This is a genomic window from Litoreibacter roseus, assembly GCF_009811795.1.
GTDB lineage: Bacteria > Pseudomonadota > Alphaproteobacteria > Rhodobacterales > Rhodobacteraceae > Litoreibacter > Litoreibacter roseus.
In genome coordinates this window covers 303,928-329,114 of the sequence record NZ_BLJE01000001.1, presented here as the reverse complement: position 1 = coordinate 329,114, position 25,187 = coordinate 303,928, and the positions used below count along the sequence as shown (strand labels likewise).

At 58.8% G+C, this 25,187-nt stretch carries 22 protein-coding genes and 1 tRNA gene; 15 read left to right on the top strand and 8 right to left on the bottom strand.

Annotation, left to right across the window (positions count from 1 at the left end; all coding sequences use genetic code 11):
* The 4 genes from narH to KIN_RS01615 all read right to left on the bottom strand — a co-directional run bounded on the left by narH (nt 1) and on the right by KIN_RS01615 (nt 8,201).
* The gene (gene narH / locus KIN_RS01630; RefSeq protein WP_159804211.1) at nt 1–1,524 is read right to left on the bottom strand and encodes a nitrate reductase subunit beta; all 1,524 of its coding nucleotides are present in this window, start codon (nt 1,522–1,524) and stop codon (nt 1–3) included.
* Nucleotides 1,521–5,261 carry a nitrate reductase subunit alpha gene (locus tag KIN_RS01625; RefSeq protein ID WP_159804210.1) on the bottom strand — a complete coding sequence of 1,247 codons (3,741 nt, stop codon included), beginning with the start codon at nt 5,259–5,261 and terminating at the stop codon, nt 1,521–1,523. The genes narH and KIN_RS01625 overlap by 4 nt, the downstream gene beginning before the upstream one ends.
* Nucleotides 5,262–5,325: 64 nt before the next feature.
* On the bottom strand, nt 5,326–6,723 hold the full coding sequence (locus KIN_RS01620; RefSeq protein WP_159804209.1) for a NarK family nitrate/nitrite MFS transporter: 1,398 nt from the start codon (nt 6,721–6,723) through the stop codon (nt 5,326–5,328).
* 68 nt (nt 6,724–6,791) lie between these two features.
* Nucleotides 6,792–8,201 (bottom strand): MFS transporter, encoded by a 1,410-nt coding sequence (locus KIN_RS01615; protein WP_159804208.1) that lies wholly within the window; start codon nt 8,199–8,201, stop codon nt 6,792–6,794.
* Nucleotides 8,202–8,458: 257 nt separating this feature from the next.
* Between KIN_RS01615 and KIN_RS01610 the strand changes: the two genes are divergently transcribed.
* The 13 genes from KIN_RS01610 to lpdA all read left to right on the top strand — a co-directional run bounded on the left by KIN_RS01610 (nt 8,459) and on the right by lpdA (nt 20,925).
* Nucleotides 8,459–9,157, top strand: coding sequence for a cyclic nucleotide-binding domain-containing protein (locus KIN_RS01610; protein ID WP_159804207.1), 699 nt, complete (start codon nt 8,459–8,461; stop codon nt 9,155–9,157).
* Between the two features lie 239 nt (nt 9,158–9,396).
* The gene (sucC, locus tag KIN_RS01605; RefSeq protein WP_159805292.1) at nt 9,397–10,590 is read left to right on the top strand and encodes an ADP-forming succinate--CoA ligase subunit beta; all 1,194 of its coding nucleotides are present in this window, start codon (nt 9,397–9,399) and stop codon (nt 10,588–10,590) included.
* A gap of 81 nt (nt 10,591–10,671) precedes the next feature.
* Nucleotides 10,672–11,205 carry a hypothetical protein gene (locus KIN_RS01600; RefSeq protein WP_159804206.1) on the top strand — a complete coding sequence of 178 codons (534 nt, stop codon included), beginning with the start codon at nt 10,672–10,674 and terminating at the stop codon, nt 11,203–11,205.
* Nucleotides 11,206–11,225: 20 nt separating this feature from the next.
* Nucleotides 11,226–12,107 (top strand): succinate--CoA ligase subunit alpha, encoded by an 882-nt coding sequence (gene sucD, locus KIN_RS01595; protein ID WP_159804205.1) that lies wholly within the window; start codon nt 11,226–11,228, stop codon nt 12,105–12,107.
* A 49-nt stretch (nt 12,108–12,156) separates the two neighbouring features.
* On the top strand, nt 12,157–12,669 hold the full coding sequence (locus KIN_RS01590; RefSeq protein ID WP_159804204.1) for a DUF805 domain-containing protein: 513 nt from the start codon (nt 12,157–12,159) through the stop codon (nt 12,667–12,669).
* Nucleotides 12,670–12,685: 16 nt separating this feature from the next.
* Nucleotides 12,686–13,345 carry a hypothetical protein gene (locus tag KIN_RS01585; RefSeq protein WP_159804203.1) on the top strand — a complete coding sequence of 220 codons (660 nt, stop codon included), beginning with the start codon at nt 12,686–12,688 and terminating at the stop codon, nt 13,343–13,345.
* Complete coding sequence (locus tag KIN_RS22365) at nt 13,345–13,776, top strand: DUF805 domain-containing protein (protein ID WP_159804202.1); 432 nt, start codon at nt 13,345–13,347, stop codon at nt 13,774–13,776. Before KIN_RS01585 ends, KIN_RS22365 begins: the two co-directional genes overlap by 1 nt.
* Nucleotides 13,773–16,751, top strand: coding sequence for a 2-oxoglutarate dehydrogenase E1 component (locus KIN_RS01575; RefSeq protein WP_159804201.1), 2,979 nt, complete (start codon nt 13,773–13,775; stop codon nt 16,749–16,751). The genes KIN_RS22365 and KIN_RS01575 overlap by 4 nt, the downstream gene beginning before the upstream one ends.
* A gap of 3 nt (nt 16,752–16,754) precedes the next feature.
* Entirely contained in the window at nt 16,755–18,287 is a 1,533-nt protein-coding gene (gene odhB, locus KIN_RS01570) for a 2-oxoglutarate dehydrogenase complex dihydrolipoyllysine-residue succinyltransferase (protein WP_159804200.1), read from the top strand.
* 7 nt (nt 18,288–18,294) lie between these two features.
* Nucleotides 18,295–18,522: an HTH-like domain-containing protein gene (locus tag KIN_RS22795; protein WP_444543177.1), complete on the top strand. Its 228-nt coding sequence runs from the start codon at nt 18,295–18,297 to the stop codon at nt 18,520–18,522.
* Between the two features lie 85 nt (nt 18,523–18,607).
* Nucleotides 18,608–19,075, top strand: a complete 468-nt coding sequence (locus tag KIN_RS01565; RefSeq protein WP_159804199.1) for a hypothetical protein — start codon at nt 18,608–18,610, stop codon at nt 19,073–19,075.
* Nucleotides 19,072–19,461, top strand: a complete 390-nt coding sequence (locus KIN_RS01560) for an MAPEG family protein (RefSeq protein WP_159804198.1) — start codon at nt 19,072–19,074, stop codon at nt 19,459–19,461. Before KIN_RS01565 ends, KIN_RS01560 begins: the two co-directional genes overlap by 4 nt.
* Before the next feature lie 75 nt (nt 19,462–19,536).
* On the top strand, nt 19,537–20,925 hold the full coding sequence (gene lpdA / locus KIN_RS01555; protein WP_159804197.1) for a dihydrolipoyl dehydrogenase: 1,389 nt from the start codon (nt 19,537–19,539) through the stop codon (nt 20,923–20,925).
* A gap of 26 nt (nt 20,926–20,951) precedes the next feature.
* On the opposite strand, the gene KIN_RS01550 is transcribed toward lpdA, so the two are convergent.
* The gene (locus KIN_RS01550) at nt 20,952–21,617 is read right to left on the bottom strand and encodes a GntR family transcriptional regulator (RefSeq protein ID WP_159804196.1); all 666 of its coding nucleotides are present in this window, start codon (nt 21,615–21,617) and stop codon (nt 20,952–20,954) included.
* 39 nt (nt 21,618–21,656) lie between these two features.
* Nucleotides 21,657–22,343 carry a M48 family metallopeptidase gene (locus KIN_RS01545; RefSeq protein WP_159804195.1) on the bottom strand — a complete coding sequence of 229 codons (687 nt, stop codon included), beginning with the start codon at nt 22,341–22,343 and terminating at the stop codon, nt 21,657–21,659.
* Nucleotides 22,344–22,504: 161 nt separating this feature from the next.
* On the opposite strand from KIN_RS01545, the gene KIN_RS01540 reads away from it, so the two are divergent.
* Both KIN_RS01540 and KIN_RS01535 read left to right on the top strand, forming a co-directional pair.
* Nucleotides 22,505–22,861 (top strand): TIGR02300 family protein, encoded by a 357-nt coding sequence (locus KIN_RS01540; protein WP_159804194.1) that lies wholly within the window; start codon nt 22,505–22,507, stop codon nt 22,859–22,861.
* 84 nt (nt 22,862–22,945) lie between these two features.
* Nucleotides 22,946–23,021, top strand: a tRNA-Ala gene (locus KIN_RS01535).
* Between the two features lie 114 nt (nt 23,022–23,135).
* On the opposite strand, the gene KIN_RS01530 is transcribed toward KIN_RS01535, so the two are convergent.
* Together KIN_RS01530 and KIN_RS01525 are read right to left on the bottom strand one after the other, a co-directional pair.
* Nucleotides 23,136–24,680: an alanine/glycine:cation symporter family protein gene (locus tag KIN_RS01530; RefSeq protein ID WP_159804193.1), complete on the bottom strand. Its 1,545-nt coding sequence runs from the start codon at nt 24,678–24,680 to the stop codon at nt 23,136–23,138.
* An 11-nt stretch (nt 24,681–24,691) separates the two neighbouring features.
* Nucleotides 24,692–25,129 carry a universal stress protein gene (locus KIN_RS01525; RefSeq protein ID WP_159804192.1) on the bottom strand — a complete coding sequence of 146 codons (438 nt, stop codon included), beginning with the start codon at nt 25,127–25,129 and terminating at the stop codon, nt 24,692–24,694.
* Between the last annotated feature and the right edge of the window lie 58 nt (nt 25,130–25,187).

Genomic DNA, 25,187 nt, shown 5'->3' with positions numbered 1-25,187 from the left:
TTACTGTACCTCCGTTGGCATTTTGAGGGGTTTCTTGGCGCCGCCGAACAGCGAGCCCGTCGAGATGCCGGTCGAGCATCCGTTGCTGTCAGTAAACCCGCAGCCGCCGCGCAAATCATACGCTTCCTCGACCTGTTCGCGGTGTGTTGTCGGGATCACAAACCGATCCTCGTAATCGGCAAGGGCCATGATCTTGTACATGTCCTCAATGACCCGCCCCGACAGTCCCACACGGGCCGCGATGCCTTCGTCAATGACACCTTCGATGGTCTTGGACCGCATGTAGGATCGCATCGCCAGCATCCGTTCCAGCGCGGTGACCACGGGGGCCTCGTCCCCGGCGGTCAACATGTTGGCGAGATATCTGACCGGAATGCGCAGGTTTTTGACGTCTGGCATCCCCTCGCGCGTCCCGATCGCACCTGCTTCGGCGGCGTTCTGGATCGGGCTGAGCGGCGGGATGTACCACACCATCGGCAGGGTCCGGTATTCAGGATGCAGGGGAAAAGCAACCTTCCACTCCATCGCCATCTTCCAGATCGGACTGGCCTGCGCGGCCGTGATCCAGTCTTCCGGGATGCCGTCGGCACGGGCCGTTTCGATCACTACCGGATCGCTGGGATCAAGGAAGACCCCAAGCTGCGCGTCATAGAGATCCTGCTCGCTCTCCATGTTTGCCGCATCTTCGATCCTGTCGGCATCATAGAGCATCACGCCCAGGTAGCGGATGCGCCCCACGCAGGTCTCGGAACAGACCGTTGGATTGCCGCTCTCGATCCGCGGATAGCAAAGCGTGCATTTTTCAGATTTTCCGGAGGACCAGTTGTAATAGATCTTTTTGTAGGGGCAGCCCGAGACGCACATCCGCCAGCCGCGACATTTCTCCTGATCAATCAGGACGATGCCGTCCTCTTCGCGTTTGTAGATCGCGCCCGACGGGCAGGACGACGCACAGGCCGGGTTCAGGCAGTGTTCGCACAGCCGCGGCAGGTACATCATGAAGGTGTTCTCGTACTCTCCGTAAATCTCCTTCTGGATGCCGTCGAAGTTGTAATCCGCAGAGCGTTTCGAGAATTCGCCGCCCAGAATTTCCTCCCAGTTGGGGCCTTTCTCGATCTTCTGGATCCGCTCGCCCGTGATCTTGGATCGCGGACGCGCCGTGGGGAACGCTTCCATCTCGGGCGCGGATTTCAGGTGGTCGTAATCGAAGTCGAACGGCTCGTAATAATCATCGATCTCAGGCATCGACGGGTTGGCGAAGATGTTGGACAGGATCCGCCACTTGCTGCCCTGCTTGGGTTGCAGCTTACCCGCCTTCGTGCGCTCCCAACCGCCCTTCCAGCGGTCCTGATTTTCCCAATCCGTCGGATAGCCGGTGCCGGGTTTGGTCTCCACGTTGTTGAACCAGGCGTATTCGACGCCATCCCGGCTGGTCCAGACGTTCTTGCAGGTGACGGAGCATGTGTGACACCCGATGCATTTGTCGAGGTTCAGCACCATGCCGATTTGCGCGCGGACTCTCATTCTGCTGCCTCCTGTGCAGGTGCGTTCCAGCTCTTTTCGCGGTCAAGCCAGTCAATGGTCTTCATTTTCCGGACAACGACGAACTCATCCCGGTTCGACCCCACGGTGCCGTAGTAATTGAACCCGTAGGACTGCTGGGCGTAGCCGCCGATCATGTGAGTGGGCTTCAGGACCGCACGGGTGACGGAGTTGTGGATGCCGCCCCGATGTCCCGTCTTTTCGGAGCCGGGTGTGTTCACGATCTTTTCCTGAGCGTGATACATGAACGTCGTGCCGTCCTTGATCCGCTGAGACACCACCGCCCGCGCCGTCAAAGCGCCGTTGGTGTTGTACAACTCCACCCAGTCATTATCGACAATACCGGCAGATCGGGCGTCGTTCTCACTGATCCAGATCACCGGACCGCCTCTGTTGAGCGTCAGCATCAGCAGATTGTCGGTATAGGTGGAATGAATGCCCCATTTCTGGTGCGGCGTGATGAAGTTCAGCACAAGGTTGTCGCCATCGTCCTGCACATCCTCGGTGATCGTCTTCAAATCAACCGGCGGTCGGTAGGACATGAACCCTTCCCCGAACGCGCGCATCCACAGGTGATCCTGATAGAGCTGTTGTCGCCCGGTCAGGGTCCGCCACGGGATCAACTCGTGCACATTGGTGTAGCCCGCATTGTAGCTGACCTTGTCGCTTTCGATCCCCGACCATGTGGGGCTGGAGATGATCTTGCGCGGTTGCGCCGCAATATCGTGGAAGCGGATTTTCTGGTGATGCTCACCCGCAGCCAGATGCGCGTGGGCGCGCCCCGTGGCCTTGCCCAGAGCGTTCCAGGCTTTGACGGCAACGTTGCCGTTGGTCTCTGGCGCCAGCATCAAGATAACCTCGCAGGCATCAATCGCCGTATCGATCTTGGGCCGACCCGCCGCCGCGCCCTCCGGTTGCACCCCGTTCAGCGCAGACAGGTTGTCAATCTCTTCCTGAGTGTCCCAGCTGATGCCTTTGCTGCCGTTCCCCAGCTTGTCCAGTAAAGGCCCAAGCGCGGTAAAACGGTCATAGATCGCGGTATAATCGCGTTCCACAGCTACAAATGCAGGTGCGGTCTTGCCGGGGATCAGGTCGCATTCGCCTTTCTTCCAGTCCTTTACCTGATCCTGAGCAATCTCGGCGGGTGTGTCATGAAGGATTGGCAGCGCGACGATATCGGTTTCCTTGTCCAGATACCCCGGTGCGATTTCCTGAAACTTCTTCGCGATGGATTTGAAGATGTCCCAGTCGGATTTTGACTCGTAGGCCGGATCCACAGCAGCCTGCAGCGGGTGGATGAACGGATGCATGTCCGACGTGTTCATGTCGTCTTTTTCGTACCAACTGGCCGTTGGCAGAACGATGTCCGAGTAAACGCATGTTGTGCTCATCCGGAAATCGATGGTCACCAGCAGGTCCAGCTTGCCGCGCGGCGCATCGTCGTGCCACTTGGCTTCCTTCGGCAGTTGCGCGCCCTCTTCACCCAGATCCTTACCCATGACTCCGTTGTCGGTGCCCAGAAGGTGCTTGAGGAAGTACTCATGCCCCTTGCCGCTGGAGCCCAGCAGGTTGGAGCGCCAGACAAACAGGTTCCGTGGCCAGTTGGCCGGGTTGTCCGGATCCTCGCAGGCCATTTCCAAATCGCCGGACTTGAGGTTTTCAGCGACGTAGGCCGGGATGTCCCTACCCGCCGCCTGCGCGGCCTTGGCCACCTCAAGCGGGTTGGTCTTGAGCTGCGGGGCAGATGGCAACCAGCCCATGCGCTCTGCCCGGATGTTGTAGTCGATCAGGCTGATGTCCCAATCGCCCTCCGGCGCCGTGGGCGACAGGATCTCGTCGGCTCTCAATGTCTCGTAGCGCCACTGATCCGTGTGGGCATACCACGCAGAGGTCGAGTTCATGTGCCGCGGCGGACGGCTCCAATCCAGCGCGAAGGCCAGAGGTTGCCAGCCGGTCTGGGGTCGCAGTTTTTCCTGCCCCACATAATGCGCCCAGCCGCCGCCGGACTGGCCGACACAGCCGCACATGACCAGCATGTTGATGACACCGCGATAGTTCATGTCCATGTGAAACCAGTGGTTCATCGCGGCGCCGATGATGATCATCGACTTGCCCTTGGTCTTCTCGGCATTGTCTGCGAACTCACGCGCGACATGGATGATCTTGTCGGCAGGCACGCCCGTGATTTTCTCGGCCCAAGCCGGTGTACCCGGCATGTCGTCGGCGTAGTCACTGGTGACCCACTGCCCGTTCAGCCCCCGATCAAGCCCGTAATTGGCACAGAACAGATCAAACACCGTGGCCACGGCAATCTCGCCCTCGGCCGTCTTGATCCGCTTGACGGGAATGTTGCGGGTCAGGACATCGGGGTGATCGGCATCGGTCTTGAACTGCCCATAGGCCTCGCCACCGAAATACGGGAAATCGACGCCAACAACGTCGTCATGGTCCTCCTCAAGAATGAAAGAGGTCTTGAGACTGGTGTCGGCTTCACTCGCCTTTTCCTCAAGGTTCCACTCGCCATCCTCACCCCAACGATAGCCAATCGACCCATTGGGCGCGACCAACCCGCCGGATACGCCGTCAAAGGCGACGGTTTTCCAAGCGGGATTGTTGTCTTCCCCCAGTTTGCCATCCAGATCATCGGCCCGCAGGAAGCGACCGGGAACCATCTGCCCGCCTTTCTCCTCCAGCTTCACCAGCATCGGGAAGTCGGAATACTTGCGGGTATACGCCTCAAAATACTCCGACTGACGGTCCAAATGGAATTCCCGCAGGATCACGTGCCCAAACGCCATCGCCAGCGCGGCATCGGTGCCCTGCTTGGCGTTCAGCCAGACATCCCCAAACTTGGCAGCCTCGGAATAGTCCGGGCAGATGACTGCGGACTTGGTGCCTTTGTAGCGGGCCTCGGTGTAGAAATGCGCATCGGGGGTCCGCGTTTGCGGCACGTTGGAGCCCCAGAGCAGCAGATAGCCCGCGTTGTACCAATCGGCGCTTTCCGGGACGTCCGTCTGCTCGCCCCATGTCATCGGCGAGGCCGGGGGCAAATCACAGTACCAGTCGTAGAAAGACATGCAGACGCCGCCCATCAAGGACAGATACCGCGACCCGGCGGCATAACTGACCATCGACATCGCCGGGATCGGCGAGAACCCGAAGACCCGGTCCGGGCCGTAAGTCTTGGCGGTATACGCGTTGGCCGCCGCCGTGATCTCGGTTGCCTCATCCCACGTGGCTCGGACAAACCCACCCTTGCCGCGCGTCTCGACATAAGAGGCGCGCAGGACAGGGTCAGCCTGAAGCTTGGTCCATGCCGCGATCGGCCCCATGGTTTCGCGCATCTTGCGCCAGATCTTCATCAGGCGGCCCCGGACCAGCGGGTTCTTCACACGGTTGGCGGAATACAAATACCAACTGTAGCTTGCACCGCGGGCGCAACCGCGTGGCTCATGGTTGGGCAGATCGGCGCGGGTGCGCGGGTAATCGGTTTGCTGGGTCTCCCATGTCACGATCCCGGACTTGACGTAGATCTTCCAACTGCAGGACCCCGTGCAATTCACCCCATGGGTCGAGCGAACCACTTTGTCGTGCCGCCACCGGTTGCGATAGGTGTCTTCCCAGTCGCGGTTTTCGCGGGTGACCTGGCCGTGACCGTTCGAGAACTGCTCCAGCGTGGTCGACTGGAGAAAGTTCAATCTGTCGAGCAAATGGCTCATGTCATCATCTCCTTGTTGGGGGAACCACCCCGCCCCTCGGGCGGCGCGGCGTTTGTCTTGGGGCTCAGCAAGGAACCGGCGCGGATGTGCGGCTGTAGAAGATCCAGCAAATCACGGCGCACACGGCGTAGAAGCCAAGGAACACCCAGAGCGCACCGTTGGGCGCCCCTGTCACCGCAATCGAGGTGCCGTAGAGCTTCGGAATGAAGAAGGCGCCGTAGGCCGCAATCGCCGACGTAAATGCGATGATCGCCGCGCTCTCGCGCTCGGATTGCTTCAGCGTCGCCGTGTCATCCAGGGTCGGCATCAAGCGTGGCACTTCCTGCCGCATGATCGACGGGATCATCTGAAATGTAGATGCGTTGCCCACGCCGGTCAGGAAAAACAGCGCCATGAAGCAAACGAAAAAGCCCCAGAAATTACCGGTCGGCACGGCCTCGGACGGCAGGAACTGCAGCACACCGAAGACCGCCACGATCATTGCAAGGAAGGTCCAGAAGGTGACACGCCCGCCGCCAAACTTGTCGGACACCCAGCCCGTGGCCGCCCGGCTCAGCGCGCCGACAAGTGGACCAAGAAAGGCGTATTGCAGCACATCCACCTCGGGGAACTGCGTTTTCATCAGCAGTGGAAAGCCCGCCGCATAGCCGATGAAGCTGCCAAACGTGCCGGTATAGAGGACACACATGATCCAGTTGTGCTTGCGGCTGAAGATGATCGACTGCTCTTTGAACGAAGACTGCGCATCGGCGATGTCATTCATGCCGAACCACGCCGCAATCGCGCTGAGCACGAGGAATGGCACCCAGATGAAGCCCGCATTCTGGATGAACAGCTGCCCGCCGTCAGACAATTGCTGAGGCGCGCCGCCAATGGCGCCGAACACCCCCATCGTGATCACCAGCGGCACCACGAACTGCATGACCGACACACCAAGATTGCCGAGACCTGCATTCAGCGCCAACGCGTTGCCCTTGGTTTTCTTGGGATAGAAGAAGGCAATGTTTGCCATGGAGGATGCAAAGTTGCCGCCGCCAAAGCCGCACATCAACGCGAGGGTCAGGAATGTGGCATAGCTTGTCTCGGGGTTTTGAACCGCGAAGCCGATGCCAAGCGCAGGCAGCAAAAGCGACGCGGTCGACAGCGCCGTCCACTTCCGCCCGCCAAAGATCGGAACCATGAAACTGTAGAAGATGCGCAAAGTCGCCCCGGACAGTCCCGGCAGGGCGGCAAGCCAGAACCGTTCGCCCACGGAAAAGTCGAAGCCGATGGCAGGCATCTTTGCCACCACGACGGACCAGACCATCCAGACCGAAAAGGCCAGCAGCAGGTTCGGGATTGAAATCCACAGGTTGCGGGTCGCGATGCGCTTGCCTTCGCTCTCCCAGAATTGCGGATCTTCGGGCCGCCAGTCGGTCAGCAGGTAACCGGTGTTGGCCGGAGGGGTTGCAGTCGTCGCCATGGTGGGATCCTCCCGTATCGGCGTTCTTTGATATCGCGGGCCGCTCACCGGCCCGCCGGGTTCGAAAATCATTCAGCCGGTTGCGCGCCGTTCTTCTGGGCGACCGCAATCAAGCCTTCTTCCAGCGCGGCGTTTGCCTTCTCGGCACGGGCGCGCAGCGTTTCGATGTTGGCGGCGGCAAAGTTGGCGCGCTCTTCGTCTTCCTGCCGGGTCGAGAACCGGACAAAGAAGGCAAGAAAGGACGCGCAGGTCACGACGACGCCAAGAATGAAGAAGGCCTCGGACCAATCGATGACGTTCTTGAACAGAAAGCCCGCCAGAACCGCACCTGCGTTCCCGCCTGCGCCAACAACTCCGGCCACCGCGCCAAGTGCTTTTTTGTTGATGAACGGCACCACAGAGTAGGTCGCGCCTTCGGCCATTTGCGTGAACAGCGAGAAGACGATCAGGGACGGAAGCGCGACAAACAGCACATTCATTTGGCTGAAGACCATCAGCGCGCAGCCTTCAAAGAACAGACAGATGAACAACCAGAACGCGCGGCCCTTCAGACCCCAAAGCGCCCCGAAATTGTCCCCGAATAACCCTCCGAGTGTCCGCGCGAAGATGTTCATCAACCCGAAAGACGCCGCAACGAAGCCAGCCGTCACAAGCGACAGATCGAAGTAATCCATGAAATACAGCGCGGCGACATTGTTGACGGTCAACTCGATGCCGAAGCACGAGCCGTAGATCACGAACAAAACCCAGACACGCGGGTCTTTCAGGGCGTGCATGTAATTGCCGGTGACGTTCTTCTGTTCCTCCATCTTGCCCTGTGCGCGCAGCTCGTCGAAATTGCCGTCCGGCGCATCCTGGGTCAGGAAATAATAGGCGATGCCGGTCAGGAAGATGATCACGCCGACGACAACCATCGACAAGCGCCAGCCAACGGCCTCCGAGAAGCCAAAGCCCACGACCATCACGGAAAACAGCAAAGGCATGACGAACTGGGTGACACCGCCGCCCAGATTTCCCCAACCCGCCGACGTTGCGTTCGCCTGCCCCACCACGTTGGGGGCGAACATCACAGAGGTATGGTATTGGGTGATCACGAAAGCCGCCCCGATCCCGCCAATGAGAACGCGGAACAGCAGGAACGTCTCGAAGCTCTGCGAAAGGCCAATGCCCATCACGGGCAAGGCACCGATCAAGAGAAGCCAGGTGTAGGATTTACGCGGCCCGATCCGGTCGCAAAGCCAGCCAATGAACAGGCGCGCAAAGATCGTCATCGAGACCGAGCCGATGATAGCCCAACCAATCTGGTCGGGCGTCAGGCCCAACTCATCGCGGACCACGCTCATCAAGGGCGCAATACCAAACCATGCAAAGAAGCAGGAAAAGAATGCGAACCACGTCATGTGGAAGGTTCTGATCTGCACCATTTTTACGTTCAGAAAGTTCGACCACAAAGCGGTGGCCTTGTTTTGTAGTTCCATCGGATGTCCCCTCCGGTCGTTTGCGCTGATTTCGATGAAGCGCATTGAGGCAAATATCCGGACGGTCCGGCCCCGGCAGCTTGATTCAGATCAAGAAATTCCGATTTATGTAGTAAAATAAATGACTTACAGAAATATGTCGTGTGACAGCCGTGGCATGATCAAGGGAGCCGGAGGCACCCATCAAACCGATCCTTGACATTTATCAAGAAAGAAATTGATAAATGCTAATCTGAGTGAAACAGGCGTGCCTCACGATGCCCGAGTCTTACCGCGCGTATATCCGTGCATTGCATCTGTTCGTGGATATGGACGCGGATCATTTCGAAGCCCTGATGCGCGGCACCTATGTGCAGAATTTCCCGCCACAGGTGGAATTGATCAGTGAAGGGGAGCCCAGCGATTTTCTCCACGTTGTCCTGTCCGGCTCCGTCGAACTGACGTCCACATGGAACGGGCGCGAGACCACGATGGCGACGGTTCGGCCCATCTCGACATTCATTCTGGCAGCAACGATCAAGGACGCGCCCTATTTGATGGCGGCGAAAACGCTTGAGAAAAGCCGGATCGCGCTGATCCCCAGCTCTGATGTCCGCGCTGTCTTCGACACGGATCATATCTTCGCACGGGCTATCGTGACCGAACTTGCACAGTGCTATCGCTCTGTCATCAAATCGCAAAAGGATCTGAAGCTGCGCACCTCCCTGGAGCGTCTTGCGAACTATCTTTTGCGCCAACAAGACCGGGTGAACGGCGCAGCCGAGTTCGAACTTCAGATCGAAAAGCGCAGGCTTGCGTCGTTCCTGGGGATGACGCCCGAGAACCTGAGCCGCGCCCTGAAAGGTCTTCAGCCCTATGGGGTAGAGGTGAACGGCAACCAGATCAGGATCAACGATCAGGCGGACCTTTTGCAATTCGCCAAGCCCACGCCCCTGATTGACGACTACGCAAGCTGAAGACCCCGTAGATATCCCTCGGATTTGACACGTCTATGCATCAAAGACCGAAGGCCTGCGGCAGCAGCGAAATCCGCCAGACGTTTAAGATTCCCGTAAAATGCAGCGCCTTGTGATCACACCATTTTTTCCTGTGATCACAAATGTCGCTTTTTCGGCGGAGTCAGCAAAATAACAGTTCATCTGCATCCCGCGGCATGCCAACACAGCATGAACTGACGTTATATGGAGATGCGGCCGTGAACATTCATGAATACCAAGCGAAGGCTTTGTTGCGCAGCTACGGCGCCCCTGTGTCGGACGGTCGTGTCGTGACCCGCGCAGAAGACGCCAAAACCGCGGCTGGCGAACTGGACGGCCCGCTCTGGGTGATTAAGGCGCAAATTCATGCGGGCGGACGCGGCAAGGGCTCCTTCAAGGAGGCCGACGCGGGCGAAAAAGGCGGTGTGCGCCTGACCAAATCGGTCGAGGAAGCCGCCGAGGAAGCCAAGAAAATGCTGGGCCGCACCTTGGTTACGCACCAGACCGGGCCCGTCGGCAAGCAGGTCAACCGCATCTACATCGAAGACGGCTCCGGTATCGAGACAGAACTCTATCTGGCCCTGCTCGTCGACCGCCAAACCTCCCGCATTTCGTTCGTCTGCTCCACCGAGGGCGGCATGGACATCGAGGAGGTCGCTGCCGAGACCCCTGAGAAAATCCTCAGCTTTTCCGTTGATCCGGCCACGGGCTATCAGCCGTTCCACGGGCGCCGCATCGCCTTCATGCTGGGCCTCGAAGGCAAGCAGGTGAAGCAATGCGTCCAACTGATGGGCACGCTCTACAAGCTCTTCGTCGAAAAAGACGCCGAAATGCTTGAGATCAACCCCCTGATCGTCACCGATGAGGGCGACCTGAAATGCCTCGACGCCAAGATGGGCTTTGACGGCAATGCGGTCTACCGCCACGAGGATATCGCCGCCCTGCGCGACGAGACAGAGGAAGACCCCAAGGAACTGGCCGCCTCCAAATACGACCTGAACTATATCGCGCTGGACGGCGAGATCGGCTGCATGGTCAACGGCGCGGGTTTGGCGATGGCCACGATGGACATCATCAAGCTTTACGGCGCCGAGCCTGCCAACTTCCTCGACGTGGGCGGCGGCGCAACCAAGGAAAAGGTCACCGAAGCCTTCAAGATCATCACGTCCGACCCTCAGGTCAAAGGCATCCTCGTGAACATCTTCGGCGGCATCATGCGCTGTGACGTGATCGCCGAGGGCGTCGTGGCCGCCGTGAAAGAAGTGGGCCTGAAAGTGCCCCTCGTCGTCCGCCTGGAAGGCACGAATGTCCAGCAGGGCAAGGACATCATCAACAACTCCGACGTCGACGTCATCGCTGCCGATAACCTCAAGGACGGCGCTGAAAAGATCGTTAAGGCGGTGAAAGGGTAAATTTGGTCTGACGGAGATGCGTTATTCAACAACCCTCTATTCAGTCGGCACATGGTTCTCAACTTCTCTAAGGCTGAACGAATGAAAACCCTTGCTTACTCCTTGGTTGCCGTTGGTTTCGTAGCGGGTTGTGCCACCACGCCTGTTGCGCAGCGTAGCGCGTTCCAAGAGGTCAAAATGCTCTTCGAGACTGTTTGTATGGCTGGCTTAGGAAACCCTGCCAAATCAACAAGTCTTCTCGAAAGCTCTGATTTAGAGCGAATCTCAGATACATCCGAAGGAGGAACCCGGTATTTCAGCGAACCAAACTGGATATACGCTGTCACGGGTACCACAACTTCTGAGTTTGTTTCGCTGGGCAAAGCTAAATATGACTACTGCTACGTGACGACGACAAGTGTTTCGGTTGGCGAAGTTGAGGAAATCCAAAGCCTTATGGCGGAGAAATACATCGGCAGGACGACTACTTACAGCGTACGCAGAAATTCTTCGAGAACAACATTACGTGCAGAGAAACCAGTCGCGGGACGGAAGGTATACATCGTCTCAGGACCAAAGCCCACACAAACCGCTGGACCAATATACTCGTCCATCGAACTCCAACAAATTAGATAGCTAGCGAAGGAGCCACAAAAATGGCAGTCCTCATCGACGAAAACACCAAAGTGATCTGTCAGGGCTTTACCGGCTCTCAGGGCACGTTCCATTCCGAGCAAGCCATTGCTTACGGCACCAAGATGGTCGGCGGTGTGACACCCAGCAAAGGCGGGCAGAGCCATCTGGACCTGCCGGTCTTCAACTCCTGCCACGAGGCGGTGCACGAAACCGGCGCGAATGCCTCCGTCATCTACGTGCCCCCGCCCTTCGCCGCGGACTCGATCCTTGAGGCCATCGATGCCGAGATTCCGCTGGTCTGCTGCATCACGGAAGGGATCCCGGTCCTCGACATGATGAAGGTCAAGCGCGCGCTCGAAGGCTCCGACACGATCCTGATCGGGCCGAACTGCCCCGGTGTCATCACGCCGGACGCCTGCAAGATCGGCATCATGCCGGGCCACATCCACAAACGCGGCAGCGTCGGCGTCGTCAGCCGCTCGGGCACACTGACCTACGAGGCGGTCAAGCAGACCACCGATGTGGGTCTTGGCCAATCCACCTGCGTGGGCATCGGCGGCGACCCGATCAAGGGAACCGAGCATATCGATGTGCTGGAATGGTTCCTGGCCGATGACGAGACGCAGTCGATCATCATGATCGGCGAGATCGGCGGCAGCGCCGAAGAGGAAGCCGCTCAGTTCCTCGCGGACGAGAAAAAGAAAGGCCGTTGGAAGCCCACCGCGGGCTTCATTGCTGGCCGCACAGCCCCTCCCGGACGCCGCATGGGCCACGCGGGTGCCATCGTGGCAGGCGGCAAGGGCGGCGCGGATGACAAGATCGAAGCCATGCAAGCCGCAGGCATCGTTGTCGCCGACAGCCCCGCAGGCCTCGGCGAGGCCGTTCTGAAGGCGATTGGCTAGGGCAAATGTCGAACGGACCACGCATAGGTTCCGAGGGCGAGGCGCGACCATGACCCCAATCCAGTCGGTCAAAACCTGTTTTCGGAAGTATGTCACGTTTTCCGGCCGCGCCTCGCGGTCGGAATTCTGGTGGTTTTTTGCGTTGTCGGCTTCGATCATATCACTGATACGACGGATCGAGTTGTCAGTATTCCCAAATAGTATCTATTGGATAAGTCTACGACACGAGACGGATAGTGGTCTAAAAATCACGATAGCACTGCACGCTGGACCTCTCATGTTAGGGGCGGCAGCGGTTATATTCGTCCCGCTTATAGCTGTAGGTTGGAGACGGATGCACGATGTCGGCTTCCGCGGTATTCTAGCAATCACACCAGTTTTTACTTTTTTGGCGGCGGTCGCAATTCTGATTCTTGCAGCGTTCGGGAATTCAGATGTACCAACCACGATTGCAATGCTTCTTTTAGCAGTTGGAATGCTTACGCCATTTATTCTTGCGCTTCATCCCTCTGAATCCGGCCCCAACGAATATGGGCCTGATTCTCACGAGGTGCCGCAATGACCAAGGCGACCGACCAATGATCCGCTTAACCGCCATAACGGGCTTCGCGCTTGGCACCGTTCTGGCGGCGTCTGCCGGCTTGGCACAAAGCATCGATGCGACCATCGCTGCCTGTCACACCAAGGCCGCGGCCGTAGAGGACGCAGTTGCGGCCCTGTCCGGCGAAGGCTGGGCCGTCGTGGACGAACGACCCCTGCCCGAGATTGTGGCCGAGCAACTGGTCTGGCCCCAGCTGGTGTTCTACTTTACGGGCGATACGGGCGGTGAGACGCTGCAGGCGATCCTTGATCTACAGCGCAAAACCGTCGCGGGGTTCGCCCGCAAGGTCGATATCGACCAGAGCAAGACCCGCATCCTGACCCGAACCACCGAGGACCAGCCTGAAACACTGCTTCTGGCGTGGCAGGCCCCCACGCCCAACATGCGCCTGATCACCTGTCGCGCGTCCCTTTCGGAAGCCACGACGCTCAGCGCGCTGGCCGCTATCACCCTGCCTGCCGGACCGCAGCCGGACTTCCTGCCCCTGCCTGCAGGCAACCCGCTGACCGCAGCCCCCGGCGCGGACGCCACGCTGACACTTCTGAACACCGAAACCCTGTCCGAAAAGCTGGACACCCCCGTGACCGCAAATTCTGTTCTGGTGACATCCAACAGCTTTGACGCGGAGGCGCAGTGATGGGCCCGATCAACGCCACAAAAACCTGCCTGCGCAAATACGCGACATTTTCGGGCGAGGCGTCCCGCGGTGAGTTCTGGTGGTTCTGGGCCGTTGTCAGCGTTGCCATGTGGATCGCCTTGGATATCAGTCCTCTGCTGGGGCTGTTGGTTTGGGTGGCAAGCCTTGTTCCACTGCACGCGGCGGCGGTTCGACGCATGCGGGATCAGGGCAAATGGGTCTGGTGGATCCTGATCCTCAGCCCCGTCCTGTTCTTCTTCAACGCCGTCTTAGACACGATCATCGCGGATGATACGTATCATTCGGACCCCCTTGTCTTCCTGTTCTATGCAATCCTATGGACCATAGCCAAGTTAAGCGCATTCTGGATGCTGACAGGTCCATCCGCATCCGACGCTCTAGCTCTCTCTCCAATGGAGGTAACCCCATGACCGAACACTCCCCCAACGACCAGTTCCATGCCTCCTCCTTCATGCAGGGGCACAATGCGGAATACCTAGAACAGCTTTATGCGCGCTACGCCAACGATCCCAACGCGGTCGACGAAGGCTGGCGGGCGTTTTTTGCGGCACTGGGCGATGCGGACACGGATGTGAAACGCGAGGCAGAAGGCCCCTCCTGGGCGCGCACGGACTGGCCGCCGATGCCAGCAGACGATCTGACGTCTGCCCTGGACGGCCAATGGCCTGCGGACACCAAGGACGCAGGCGAGGTCGCACAAAAAATCAAGGGCAAGGCGGAAGAAGCCGGCGTTCAGGTAACCGACACGCAGATCCGCGCCGCCGTTCTGGACAGCATCCGCGCTATTATGATCATCCGGGCCTACCGGATCCGCGGGCATCTGGCCGCCGATCTGGACCCGCTTGGGATGAAAGAGCCGGTGCCACATCCGGAGCTGGACCCGAAATCCTACGGTTTCACCGAGGCCGACATGGACCGTCCGATCTTCATCGACAACGTGCTGGGGCTGGAAACGGCTTCGATGCGTGAGATCATCGCCATCCTCGAGCGGACCTATTGCGGCACGTTTGCCCTGCAATACATGCACATCTCGGACCCGGAACAGGCCGGCTGGCTGAAAGAACGGATCGAGGGGTTGGGCAAGGAAATTCACTTCACCCGTGAAGGCCGTCGCGCGATCCTGAACAAACTGGTCGAGGCGGAGGGGTTCGAAAAATTCCTCCACGTCAAATACACCGGCACTAAGCGGTTCGGTCTGGACGGTGGCGAAAGCCTGATCCCGGCAATGGAACAGATCATCAAACGCGGCGGTGCCCTTGGCGTCGAGGATATCGTGATCGGCATGCCCCACCGGGGACGTCTGAGTGTGCTCGCCAATGTGATGGGCAAACCCTACAAGGCGATCTTCAACGAATTTCAGGGCGGCAGCTTCAAACCCGAAAGCGTCGACGGCTCAGGCGATGTGAAGTACCACCTTGGCGCGTCCTCGGACCGGGAATTTGACGGCAACATCGTCCATCTGTCGCTGACCGCGAACCCGTCCCACCTGGAGGCGGTCAATCCGGTCGTTCTAGGCAAGGCCCGCGCCAAGCAGGACCAGAACAACGACACCGACCGGACAACCTGCCTGCCGGTGCTGCTGCACGGGGACGCGGCCTTTGCGGGTCAGGGCGTCGTGGCCGAGGGGTTCGGTCTGTCCGGCCTGAAAGGCCACCGCACGGGCGGCACGATCCATATCGTCGTCAACAACCAGATCGGCTTCACGACCGCGCCGCATTTCTCGCGCTCCAGCCCATATCCCACGGACATCGCCCTGATGGTGGAGGCGCCGATTTTCCACGTGAACGGCGATGATCCCGAGGCCGTGGTCCACGCGGCGAAGGTCGCCATCGAGTTCCGCCAGAAATTCCACAAGGACGTGGTGCTCGACATCATCTGCTATCGCCGGTTCGGCCATAACGAGGGCGACGAGCCCATGTTCACGAACCCGCTGATGTACAAGCAGATCAAGAAGCACAAGACCACGCTGACGCTCTACACCGAACGGCTGGTCAAGGATGGCCTCATCCCCGAGGGTGAGATCGAAGACATGAAAGCCGCGTTTCAGGCCCATTTGAACGAAGAGTTTGAGTCGGGCAAGGACTACAAACCCAACAAGGCCGACTGGCTGGACGGCAAGTGGTCCCATCTGGACCGCCACACCGACGACTACCAGCGCGGCGCGACCGCGATTTCCAGCGAGACAATGGCCGAGATCGGTAAGGCCCTGACCGTCCCACCCGAGGGCTTCCCTGTTCATAAGACCATCGGACGCCTTTTGGAGTCACGGTCCAAAATGTTCGAAAATGGAAAGGGTTTCGACTGGGCAACAGGCGAAGCGCTGGCATTTGGTTCGCTTTTGACAGAAGGTTATCCCGTTCGTCTGTCCGGTCAGGACAGTGCGCGGGGCACATTCAGCCAGCGCCACTCGGCCTTGATCAACCAAGACACCGAAGAACGCTACTACCCGCTCAACCACATCCGCGCGGGCCAGTCCCAGTACGAAGTTATCGACTCCATGCTCTCGGAATACGCGGTTCTGGGCTTCGAATATGGCTACTCACTGGCGGAACCCAACGCGCTGGTTTTGTGGGAAGCGCAGTTTGGCGACTTTGCCAACGGCGCGCAGATCATGTTCGATCAGTTCATCAGTTCCGGCGAAAGCAAGTGGCTGCGCATGTCCGGTCTGGTCTGCCTCCTGCCGCACGGCTACGAAGGTCAGGGCCCCGAGCACTCGTCGGCCCGGCTGGAACGGTTCCTGACCATGTGCGGCGGCGACAACTGGATCGTTGCCAACTGCACGACGCCTGCGAACTACTTCCACATCCTGCGCCGTCAGCTGCACCGGTCCTTCCGCAAACCGCTGATCATGATGACGCCGAAATCGCTGCTGCGCCATAAGCTGGCGATCTCCAAGGCTGAGGATTTCACCGAAGGCTCGTCCTTCCACCGGGTGCTGTGGGATGATGCGGAATACGGCAACTCCGACACCAAGCTGGTGGCCGACAACAAGATCAAACGCGTCGTGATGTGCTCGGGCAAGGTCTACTATGATCTGCTGGAAGAACGCGACGCCCGCGGCATCGACGATGTCTACATCCTGCGGTTCGAACAATTCTACCCCTTCCCGGCCATCTCTGCCGTTCAGGAACTTGAACGCTTCCCGCAGGCGGAAATGATCTGGTGTCAGGAAGAACCCAAGAACCAAGGCGGATGGAGCTTCATGGAGCCCAACATCGAATGGGTTCTGGGCCGCACCAAATCCAAGCACAAGCGCCCCCGCTATGTCGGTCGGGCCGCAGCAGCCTCACCCGCGACGGGTCTGGCCAGCCAGCACAAGGCACAACAAAGCGCCCTCGTTGACGAGGCGCTGACCATCGAGAAATCCAAAGGCAAAGGGAAATAACCCATGACCGAAGTCCGCGTCCCCACCCTTGGTGAAAGCGTCACCGAAGCGACCGTCGCCACATGGTTCAAGAAACCCGGCGACAGCGTCGCGGTCGATGAGATGCTGTGCGAGCTGGAAACCGACAAGGTAACCGTCGAAGTGCCCTCCCCCGTGGCAGGCACCCTGTCCGAAATAGTGGCAGACGAAGGCGAGACCGTCGGCGTCGATGCCCTTCTGGCCCAGGTCAGCGAAGGCGATGCCGCGCCGGCGCCCAAGAAAGACAGCAAGGCAAAACCGGAAGAAACCGACACCGCCAAGGCAACACCGGACACCGCCAAATCAGGCTCTGGCGACGCGCTCGACATCATGGTCCCGACCTTGGGCGAAAGCGTCACGGAAGCCACCGTGTCCACATGGTTCAAGAAAGCAGGCGACACCATCGCCGCCGACGAAATGCTGTGCGAGCTGGAAACCGACAAGGTCTCCGTCGAGGTCCCCGCCCCAGCGGCCGGCACCCTTACCGAAATTCTCGCCGGGGAAGGCGACACGGTCGAGGCTGGCGGCAAGCTGGCCATTATGACCCAAGGCGAAGGGGCCGCCGCAAGCGCCCCGGCTGCCGACAGCAAACCAGCCGACAGCCCTGCCCCGCAAGGGTCCGGTCGCACGGACGTGGAAAACGCCCCCTCCGCCAACAAACTGATGGCCGAGAAAAACCTCAGCGCCGATCAGGTCACCGGCACGGGCCGCGACGGGCGCATCATGAAAGAGGACGTCCAGAAGGCCCTGCAGGCCAGCACGCAGGCCGCACCAGAGGCCAAGGCCCCGCCCCGCGCGCCCGTCCCCGCCGATGATGCAGCTCGGGAAGAGCGGGTGAAGATGACCCGCCTGCGCCAGACCATCGCGCGCCGCCTGAAGGACAGCCAGAACACCGCCGCGATGCTGACCACCTACAACGAGGTCGACATGACCGAGGTCATGGCGCTGCGCAATGAATACAAGGACCTGTTCCTGAAGAAACACGGCGTGAAACTGGGCTTCATGTCCTTCTTCACCAAGGCCTGCTGCCATGCCCTGAAAGAAGTGCCAGAGGTCAACGCCGAGATCGACGGCACGGACATCGTATACAAGAACTACGTCCACATGGGCATCGCCGCAGGCACGCCCACGGGCCTTGTGGTGCCGGTGATCCGCGACGCCGACAGCATGAGCTTTGCGGCCATCGAAAAGGCCATCGCCGAAAAAGGCGCCCGCGCCCGGGACGGCAAGCTAAGCATGGCCGAGATGCAGGGCGGCAGCTTCACGATTTCAAACGGCGGCGTCTACGGCTCGCTCATGTCCTCGCCCATCCTGAACCCGCCGCAATCGGGTATCTTGGGTATGCACAAGATTCAGGACCGCCCCATGGCCATCGGCGGAGAGGTCGTCATCCGCCCGATGATGTATCTGGCCCTGAGCTACGACCACCGCATCGTAGACGGCAAAGGCGCCGTAACCTTTCTGGTCCGCGTGAAAGAGGCGCTTGAGGATCCCAGAAGGTTACTGATGGATTTGTGAGGTTATTATGACTGAACAGGAATTTGGGCAGATTTTAAAGGCGAATTACAATTCTGCTTCCGCGGGTATGGTCGCAACGACTATTCACCTATTTGGCATTAGATATGCGAACTCTCTTAGTGAACTGTCGATTAGGGATATCTGCAAGATAGCAGGCATTCCCGTATCGTATGTTACTGAGATCAATAAAGGTATCAGACTGGCAAACCATGTCAGTCTGAAAGAAGGGGGTTAGTGTCGGAGATCGCAACTGCCTTAGGGCTATAAAGCAACAGTAAACTAGGCGACCTAACCCACCACTCCAAGGTGACAAACGACGCATGACCACCGACACGACATCCCCGCATACCTCAAACCCGCAAGCAAAGGTCATCCAGAACATGTCAAAACCACTCGGCATCTGGGTCACGTTGGTGTTTTGCGCGCTCGTCACTTTGGCTATGACCTATAACCTGTTCGAGGCCGTGAACAGCATGTGGGGAAGTCTTGAGCCAATCGTCAGACCAAGCGCGATGATCGGCCTCAGCCTTATCGTTGCCGCGCTGCATGTCATCTGGGCGGTCTTCGCGTGGAAGCTGTCGAAAAGAACGACCCTGGCGGCCATCGTGACGGCAGCGGTCCTTTTTTCAATATACGGGTTGTTTGCGCTGGCACCCCAACTTTTGTTCTACGACCCCACGGTCTCGAATGCGAACTTCAGTCCCAGAATTCTGATGATCTGGGGTATCATTTATGCCGTGCTCATCGGATGGTCATATTCTCTGACACGCAAAGGCAAGCTCACATGACCACCGAACTCTACATCCTGACCCTCGCCGCCCTGTTGCAGGTCGTGCAGTTCGTGCTCATGGCCATCCCGGCCAATCTGCAGCTGGGCACGAAAACCACCGCCGGACCCCGGGACGAGCCGCTGCCGCTCAGCGGGGTGGCCGGACGGCTCAAGCGGGCGATGGACAATCATTTCGAGGGACTGATCCTCTTCACCATCGCGGTTGTTGTCGTCACACTCGCCGACCAATCCTCCCCCGTCACAGAGTGGTGTGCGCATGCCTATCTGGTGGCCCGCATCCTCTATATTCCCGCCTATGCCCAGGGGCTGGCGCCGTGGCGCTCTGTCATCTGGATGGTCGGGTTCATCGCCACCTTGATCATGCTCATCGCAGCCCTCATCTGAAAAAAGGTCCGACGGAAGTCCGATGAAAGTCCGACACAAGTCCGATACGCCAAAACGCCCTGAAGGAGACCCCCAATGTCCAGCTATGACGTCATCATAATCGGCTCCGGCCCGGGGGGCTATGTCTGCGCCATCCGCTGCGCGCAACTGGGTCTGAAAACCGCCTGTGTCGAAGGGCGGGAGACCTTGGGCGGCACCTGTCTGAACGTGGGCTGCATCCCCTCCAAGGCGCTGCTGCACGCCAGCCATCAGCTGCATGAGGCAGAGCATAACTTCGCCAAGATGGGCCTGAAGGGCAAGGCGCCCTCGGTCGACTGGAAACAGATGCTGACCTACAAGAAGGAGACTATTGGCCAGAACACTTCCGGCATCGAATTTCTGTTCAAAAAGAACAAGATAGACTGGATCAAAGGCTGGGCCTCCATCCCCGAGGCGGGCAAGGTCAGGGTTGGCGACGACGTGCACGAGGCCAAGAATATCGTGATCGCGTCAGGCTCGGATGTGGCCACATTGCCCGGCGTCGAGATTGACGAAAAAGTCGTCGTGTCCTCCACCGGCGCGCTGGAACTGTCGAAGGTGCCGAAGAAGATGGTCGTCATCGGCGCAGGCGTGATCGGGCTTGAACTGGGCTCCGTCTACAAACGTCTGGGGTCCGAAGTGAAGGTGATCGAATATCTCGACACGATCACCCCCGGCATGGACGCCGAGGTGCAGCGTCAGTTCCAGAAAATATTGACAAAACAGGGGCTTGAGTTCCAATTGGGCGCCGCCGTGCAAGGCGTGGAGACCAAGGGAAACAAGGCCAAAGTCACCTACAAGCTGCGCAAGGATGACAGCGAACACGTGGAAGACGCGGACATTGTTCTGGTCTCCACCGGTCGTAAACCTTTCACCGACGGCTTGGGTCTTGAGGCGCTCGGCGTCGAGATGTCAGACCGCGGCCAAATCAAGACCGATGGTCACTGGGCAACCAATATCAAAGGCATTTATGCCATCGGCGATTGTATCGACGGTCCCATGCTGGCCCACAAGGCCGAGGATGAAGGCATGGCCGCTGCGGAGACCATCGCAGGCCAAAAAGGTCATGTAAATTATGGGGTTATCCCCGGTGTGATCTACACCCACCCCGAGGTCGCGAATGTCGGCCAAACCGAAGCGCAACTGAAAGACGCAGGCCATAAATACAAGGCAGGTAAGTTCAGTTTCATGGGCAACGGGCGTGCCAAGGCCAACCATGCCGCGGAAGGGTTTGTCAAAATTCTGGCGGATGCCGAAACGGACCGGATTATCGGGGCGCATATCATCGGCCCCATGGCAGGCGATCTGATCCACGAGGTCTGCGTCGCGATGGAATTCGGTGCCGCCGCCGAAGACCTCGCCCGCACCTGCCACGCGCACCCGACCTATTCCGAAGCCGTGCGCGAAGCAGCTTTGGCCTGCGGTGACGGACCAATTCATTCCTGATTTTTCAGGGTATTAGATATCTGGCGCTATTGCGCCAGCATGCGCAACCCATGGGTGACATCGGCCCGGACAGCGACGCGCAGGCCGGGCTCATCCCCGGCCTTCAGCGCAGCCACGATTAGCTTATGATGGCGAGGGATCTCGGTACGTTCCAGCTTTGCATAGAGACTGCGCATCGTCGGTCCCATCTGAAGCCAGACGGTCTCGGCCATCGCAAGCATGGCAGGTGCCTGAGCCCGTAAGTAAAGTGTCCGGTGGAAGTCCAAGTTGCTTTTGATGTAGCCAACAGCGTCCTGTTTTGCGACGGCCTGAGAGATTTGCCCGTTGATCGATTGCAAACGCTCGATCAGCGCCATATGCGCACGGGGCAGCGCGCGGGCGGACAGCTCCGGCTCCAGCAAAGCCCTCAGCGCAGCGAGCTCCTCAATCCGGTCGTTCGATAGCTCAGGCGTCGAAACCCGCCCAGAAGACGACAAGGACAGCGCCCCCTCCGCCACCAACCGGCGCACGGCTTCCCGTGCAGGGGTCATGGAGACATCGAAGCGCTTGCCAATCCCGCGTAACGTCAGTGCAGAACCCGGTGCGATCTGGCCATGCATGATCTCGCCGCGCAATCTGCGATACACCATATCATTGGCCGCCCCGGTGGGCAAAGCGCTGGCGGCGTCCGTCTTTTGATGTTGGATCAACATCCGCGCAACGTGATCACAAACCTGTACGCCGTCAACGGTCTAGAACTGATAGCGGTGAAGCGTGGCCCCATTGCGACGCAGCCATGCGCGGGGCGTCTGATATCCGGGACAGAGCCCGCCCACCGCCGTCCAGAAGCGCTGGCTGTGGTCCATATGCGCCAGATGGGCGACCTCGTGAGCCGCGACATAGTCCAGAACCTCGGGCGGCGCGAGGATCAGCCGCCATGAATACATCAGGTTGCCTTGGGACGTGCAGGACCCCCACCGCGATCGCGTGTCCCGAAGGGTGATTTTGTGAAACGGACGGCCCAGCGTTTCGGCGTGTTTTTGCGACGCACTGGCCAAACGGTCCCGTGCGGTGACCTTCAGCAACGCCAAACAGCGCGACGCGACCTTATCGGGCCCGGCCGGGACCAGCAGTTGCGCATCCGTCAGTTGTGGTGCCCTGACATCGCCTATTACTACGCGACGCGGCATACCTTCGACGGGCAGTTCCGTTCCGACGGCGATTTGCACAAGATCAGGCCGAGACTGAAGATGACTTCGAATCCAAGGCTCTTTTTCAGTGAGAAAGGCGTGTGCATCCCGCCGTCTGGCCGTACGGGGCACGGTCAAAGACACCTTTCCGTCCAACCCTGACACGCGCAGGGAGATCCGCCGCGCCCGCGCGGATTGCTTTACGGTCACCTCTATCGGCGGCTGTCCCAGTTTGATGGTCTCTGCCATCTACCCTGCCCTTATGTTTGCCCTTGCAAATCAGAACCTACCGTCCCATTTGCACAATCGGAAGGCCGATCTGGCCGCTTCGGGGGAAAGCCTTTGACACGCCCTGCGCGGTGTGGCAACTGGCGCGAACCCTATTTTCGAAGAGAGATACGAGGACGATCATGCCCAAGGAAGAATGGGGCGTTAAGCGCGTTTGCCCAAGCTGCTCGACCCGCTTTTACGACCTGCAAAACAATCCGATGACCTGCCCCTCCTGCGGACATGAGTTCACGTTGGAAAGTCTTACAGGCAGTAAATCCCGCACGATGCGCGCAGATAAGCCTGACGCGCAAAACACAGACAACAAGCCAGAGGTCGAAAGCGATGACGACGATGCTGTCATCCTCGACGACGATGATGACGCGGATGAGGCGGATGTCGATCTGGGCGATGACGTTCTGGAAGAGGACGAAGACGAAGATACGGTCAGCCTGGACGAGCTGGCGGACGTCGCCTCTGAGGACGACGACGAGTCCTGATGCACTTGGATTGCGCGGATTTTTTGCTTGAATTGATCCGCGCCGCCGCATAGACCCACACCGCAGCGTTCAAGCGCTGCAACCGGGGCCTTAGCTCAGTTGGGAGAGCGCTTGCATGGCATGCAAGAGGTCAGGGGTTCGACTCCCCTAGGCTCCACCAATCCTCTTTATTTATTTGAGATCGACGGACGACACACTGTTGTCATTGGCGATCTTTAAAGTGGTCTGATGAGAGTGGAAGGAGGCAATCATGTCGCCTCCCTCCAAGTTTCAGTTAGTGTGCGAACTTTCTGATCTCGCCTGTGGCCAAGCGATCGCTGTAGGATTTGAGTTCAGCCCGAACGATCGACATCAGGAAGTAAAGCCCGGTGATGTTGACCACCGCCATCGCAAAGATCGCTGCATCTGAGAAGTCGATTACCGGACCAAGACTTGCCGCTGCACCAATCACAATGAAGATACAGAAGATGATCTTGAACGTCAGCTCCGATCCCTTGCCTTCCCCAAAGAGATATGTCCACGCCTTCAATCCATAGTAGGACCAAGAGATCATGGTCGAGAAGGCGAAGAGAATGACCGCAAGTGCCAACAGATACGGGAACCAGCCGATGGCAGATCCGAACGCCGCTGAGGTCAAAGCGACACCGCTGTTGCCGTCAACGGTCGCAATCGCGCCCCCGTCAAGCACGTAAAGACCTGTTTCAGGATCAGAGATCAGTTGTCCGGAGATGATGATCACCAAAGCGGTCATCGTACAGATCACGACGGTGTCGATCAGGGGCTCCAATAGGGATACGAAACCTTCTGTAATCGGTTCTTTTGTGCGCACGGCAGAGTGCGCAATCGCCGCTGAACCCACACCCGCCTCGTTGGAAAATGCGGCCCGCTTGAAACCTTGGATCAGGGCGCCAACAAAGCCACCTGCGACCCCGAGACCAGTGAATGCACCTTCGAAGATCTGGCCGAACGCCCAGCCGATTTTGTCGTAGTTCACCAAAATAATGATCAGCGCTGCACCGACATAGAGAACGCCCATGAATGGCACGACCTTTTCAGTCACCCGCGCAATGGATTTGATGCCGCCGACGATGACCGCAAAGACAACAGCTGCAAAGACGAGACCTGTGATCCAGCCGGGGTAGTCGCCAACGATGCCTGCGATCTGTGCATGTGCCTGATTGGCCTGAAACATATTCCCCCCGCCCAAAGCACCGAGAATACAGAAGATCGAGAACAAGACGGCCAGGATCTTGCCCCCTGGCAAGCCACGCTCTGCAAAGCCTTTCGACAGATAATACATTGGCCCGCCCGAGACCGAGCCATCTTCATATTCGTTGCGGTACTTCACGCCCAACGTACATTCGGTGAATTTCGATGCCATGCCAAGAAGACCCGCGAGGATCATCCAGAACGTAGCCCCGGGACCGCCAATGCCGACGGCCACGGCAACGCCTGCAATGTTCCCAAGACCCACGGTGCCGGACAACGCCGTCGCGAGGGCCTGAAAGTGGCTAACTTCGCCTGCGTCTTTCGGGTCGGAGTAGTCGCCTTTCACAAGAGAAATTGCATGGCTAAAGAACCGCAGCTGCACGAACGAGAAATACAGCGTGAATACCGTTGCGGCGACAACGAGCCACATCACGATCCATGGAAAACTTGTGCCCGGCAGTGGCGCAAAGATCAGACTGACGAACGGTCCGGTGATTTCTGCAAAGGTTTGGTTGACCCGTTCATCCAGCGACAACGCCTCCTGCGCGTGGACCGGCAGGGTCATCAGCACACATGGCAGCGCCAAACTGGCTTTGGTGAATACATTCATTTGTCCACTCCTCACGCGATGACTGTGACGGGCACAGTCGCGCTCATCACAAGGTTTGCTGTAGAACTTCCAAAGATGCGCTTGGCAAAACCGCCCGCCGACGCGCGGCAGACGATGATCTGCTGACCGCCATTTTCTTCACAAATCTGGTTGAGCGTGTCGGCGACGTCCCCGTGCCGAACGACCCCGCGCGCGTTCAAACCAGCCTCCGTCAACGCTTTGACGGCAGGATCAACGATCCGCTCGTGCGCGGTCGAGATCTCTGCTTCTTTGCGCCCATGTCGGAGCGCATTTTCCTCGGCGGTTTGGAATGAATACGGCGACCATTCGATCACATAGGCCACCAGAAGCTCGCAATCCTTGATGGTCGACGCGAGATCTTTGGCAAAGGCAAGCGCGCGATCCCCCGTCTCTTGCCCATCGAGGCCAATTACCAACGTTGTGGTCATTTAATTTCCTTTCGTCCCTGTGGGTGTGCCGAAACAGCGCCCGACACTGCGAATAGGA

Bases quoted from the DNA above. Each gene is read 5' to 3' on its own strand.
- KIN_RS01585 (WP_159804203.1), top strand. From the start codon at position 12,686: ATGATCCGCTTAACCGCCATAACGGGCTTCGCGCTTGGCACCGTTCTG.
- KIN_RS01625 (WP_159804210.1), bottom strand. From the start codon at position 5,261: ATGAGCCATTTGCTCGACAGATTGAACTTTCTCCAGTCGACCACGCTG.
- lpdA (WP_159804197.1), top strand. From the start codon at position 19,537: ATGTCCAGCTATGACGTCATCATAATCGGCTCCGGCCCGGGGGGCTAT.
- KIN_RS22365 (WP_159804202.1), top strand. From the start codon at position 13,345: ATGGGCCCGATCAACGCCACAAAAACCTGCCTGCGCAAATACGCGACA.
- KIN_RS01565 (WP_159804199.1), top strand. From the start codon at position 18,608: ATGACCACCGACACGACATCCCCGCATACCTCAAACCCGCAAGCAAAG.
- KIN_RS01575 (WP_159804201.1), top strand. From the start codon at position 13,773: ATGACCGAACACTCCCCCAACGACCAGTTCCATGCCTCCTCCTTCATG.
- KIN_RS01530 (WP_159804193.1), bottom strand. From the start codon at position 24,680: ATGAATGTATTCACCAAAGCCAGTTTGGCGCTGCCATGTGTGCTGATG.
- narH (WP_159804211.1), bottom strand. From the start codon at position 1,524: ATGAGAGTCCGCGCGCAAATCGGCATGGTGCTGAACCTCGACAAATGC.
- KIN_RS01600 (WP_159804206.1), top strand. From the start codon at position 10,672: ATGAAAACCCTTGCTTACTCCTTGGTTGCCGTTGGTTTCGTAGCGGGT.
- KIN_RS01615 (WP_159804208.1), bottom strand. From the start codon at position 8,201: ATGGAACTACAAAACAAGGCCACCGCTTTGTGGTCGAACTTTCTGAAC.
- KIN_RS01610 (WP_159804207.1), top strand. From the start codon at position 8,459: ATGCCCGAGTCTTACCGCGCGTATATCCGTGCATTGCATCTGTTCGTG.
- KIN_RS01545 (WP_159804195.1), bottom strand. From the start codon at position 22,343: ATGGCAGAGACCATCAAACTGGGACAGCCGCCGATAGAGGTGACCGTA.
- odhB (WP_159804200.1), top strand. From the start codon at position 16,755: ATGACCGAAGTCCGCGTCCCCACCCTTGGTGAAAGCGTCACCGAAGCG.
- KIN_RS01540 (WP_159804194.1), top strand. From the start codon at position 22,505: ATGCCCAAGGAAGAATGGGGCGTTAAGCGCGTTTGCCCAAGCTGCTCG.
- KIN_RS01590 (WP_159804204.1), top strand. From the start codon at position 12,157: ATGACCCCAATCCAGTCGGTCAAAACCTGTTTTCGGAAGTATGTCACG.
- sucD (WP_159804205.1), top strand. From the start codon at position 11,226: ATGGCAGTCCTCATCGACGAAAACACCAAAGTGATCTGTCAGGGCTTT.
- KIN_RS22795 (WP_444543177.1), top strand. From the start codon at position 18,295: ATGACTGAACAGGAATTTGGGCAGATTTTAAAGGCGAATTACAATTCT.
- KIN_RS01550 (WP_159804196.1), bottom strand. From the start codon at position 21,617: ATGTTGATCCAACATCAAAAGACGGACGCCGCCAGCGCTTTGCCCACC.
- KIN_RS01620 (WP_159804209.1), bottom strand. From the start codon at position 6,723: ATGGCGACGACTGCAACCCCTCCGGCCAACACCGGTTACCTGCTGACC.
- KIN_RS01560 (WP_159804198.1), top strand. From the start codon at position 19,072: ATGACCACCGAACTCTACATCCTGACCCTCGCCGCCCTGTTGCAGGTC.
- KIN_RS01525 (WP_159804192.1), bottom strand. From the start codon at position 25,129: ATGACCACAACGTTGGTAATTGGCCTCGATGGGCAAGAGACGGGGGAT.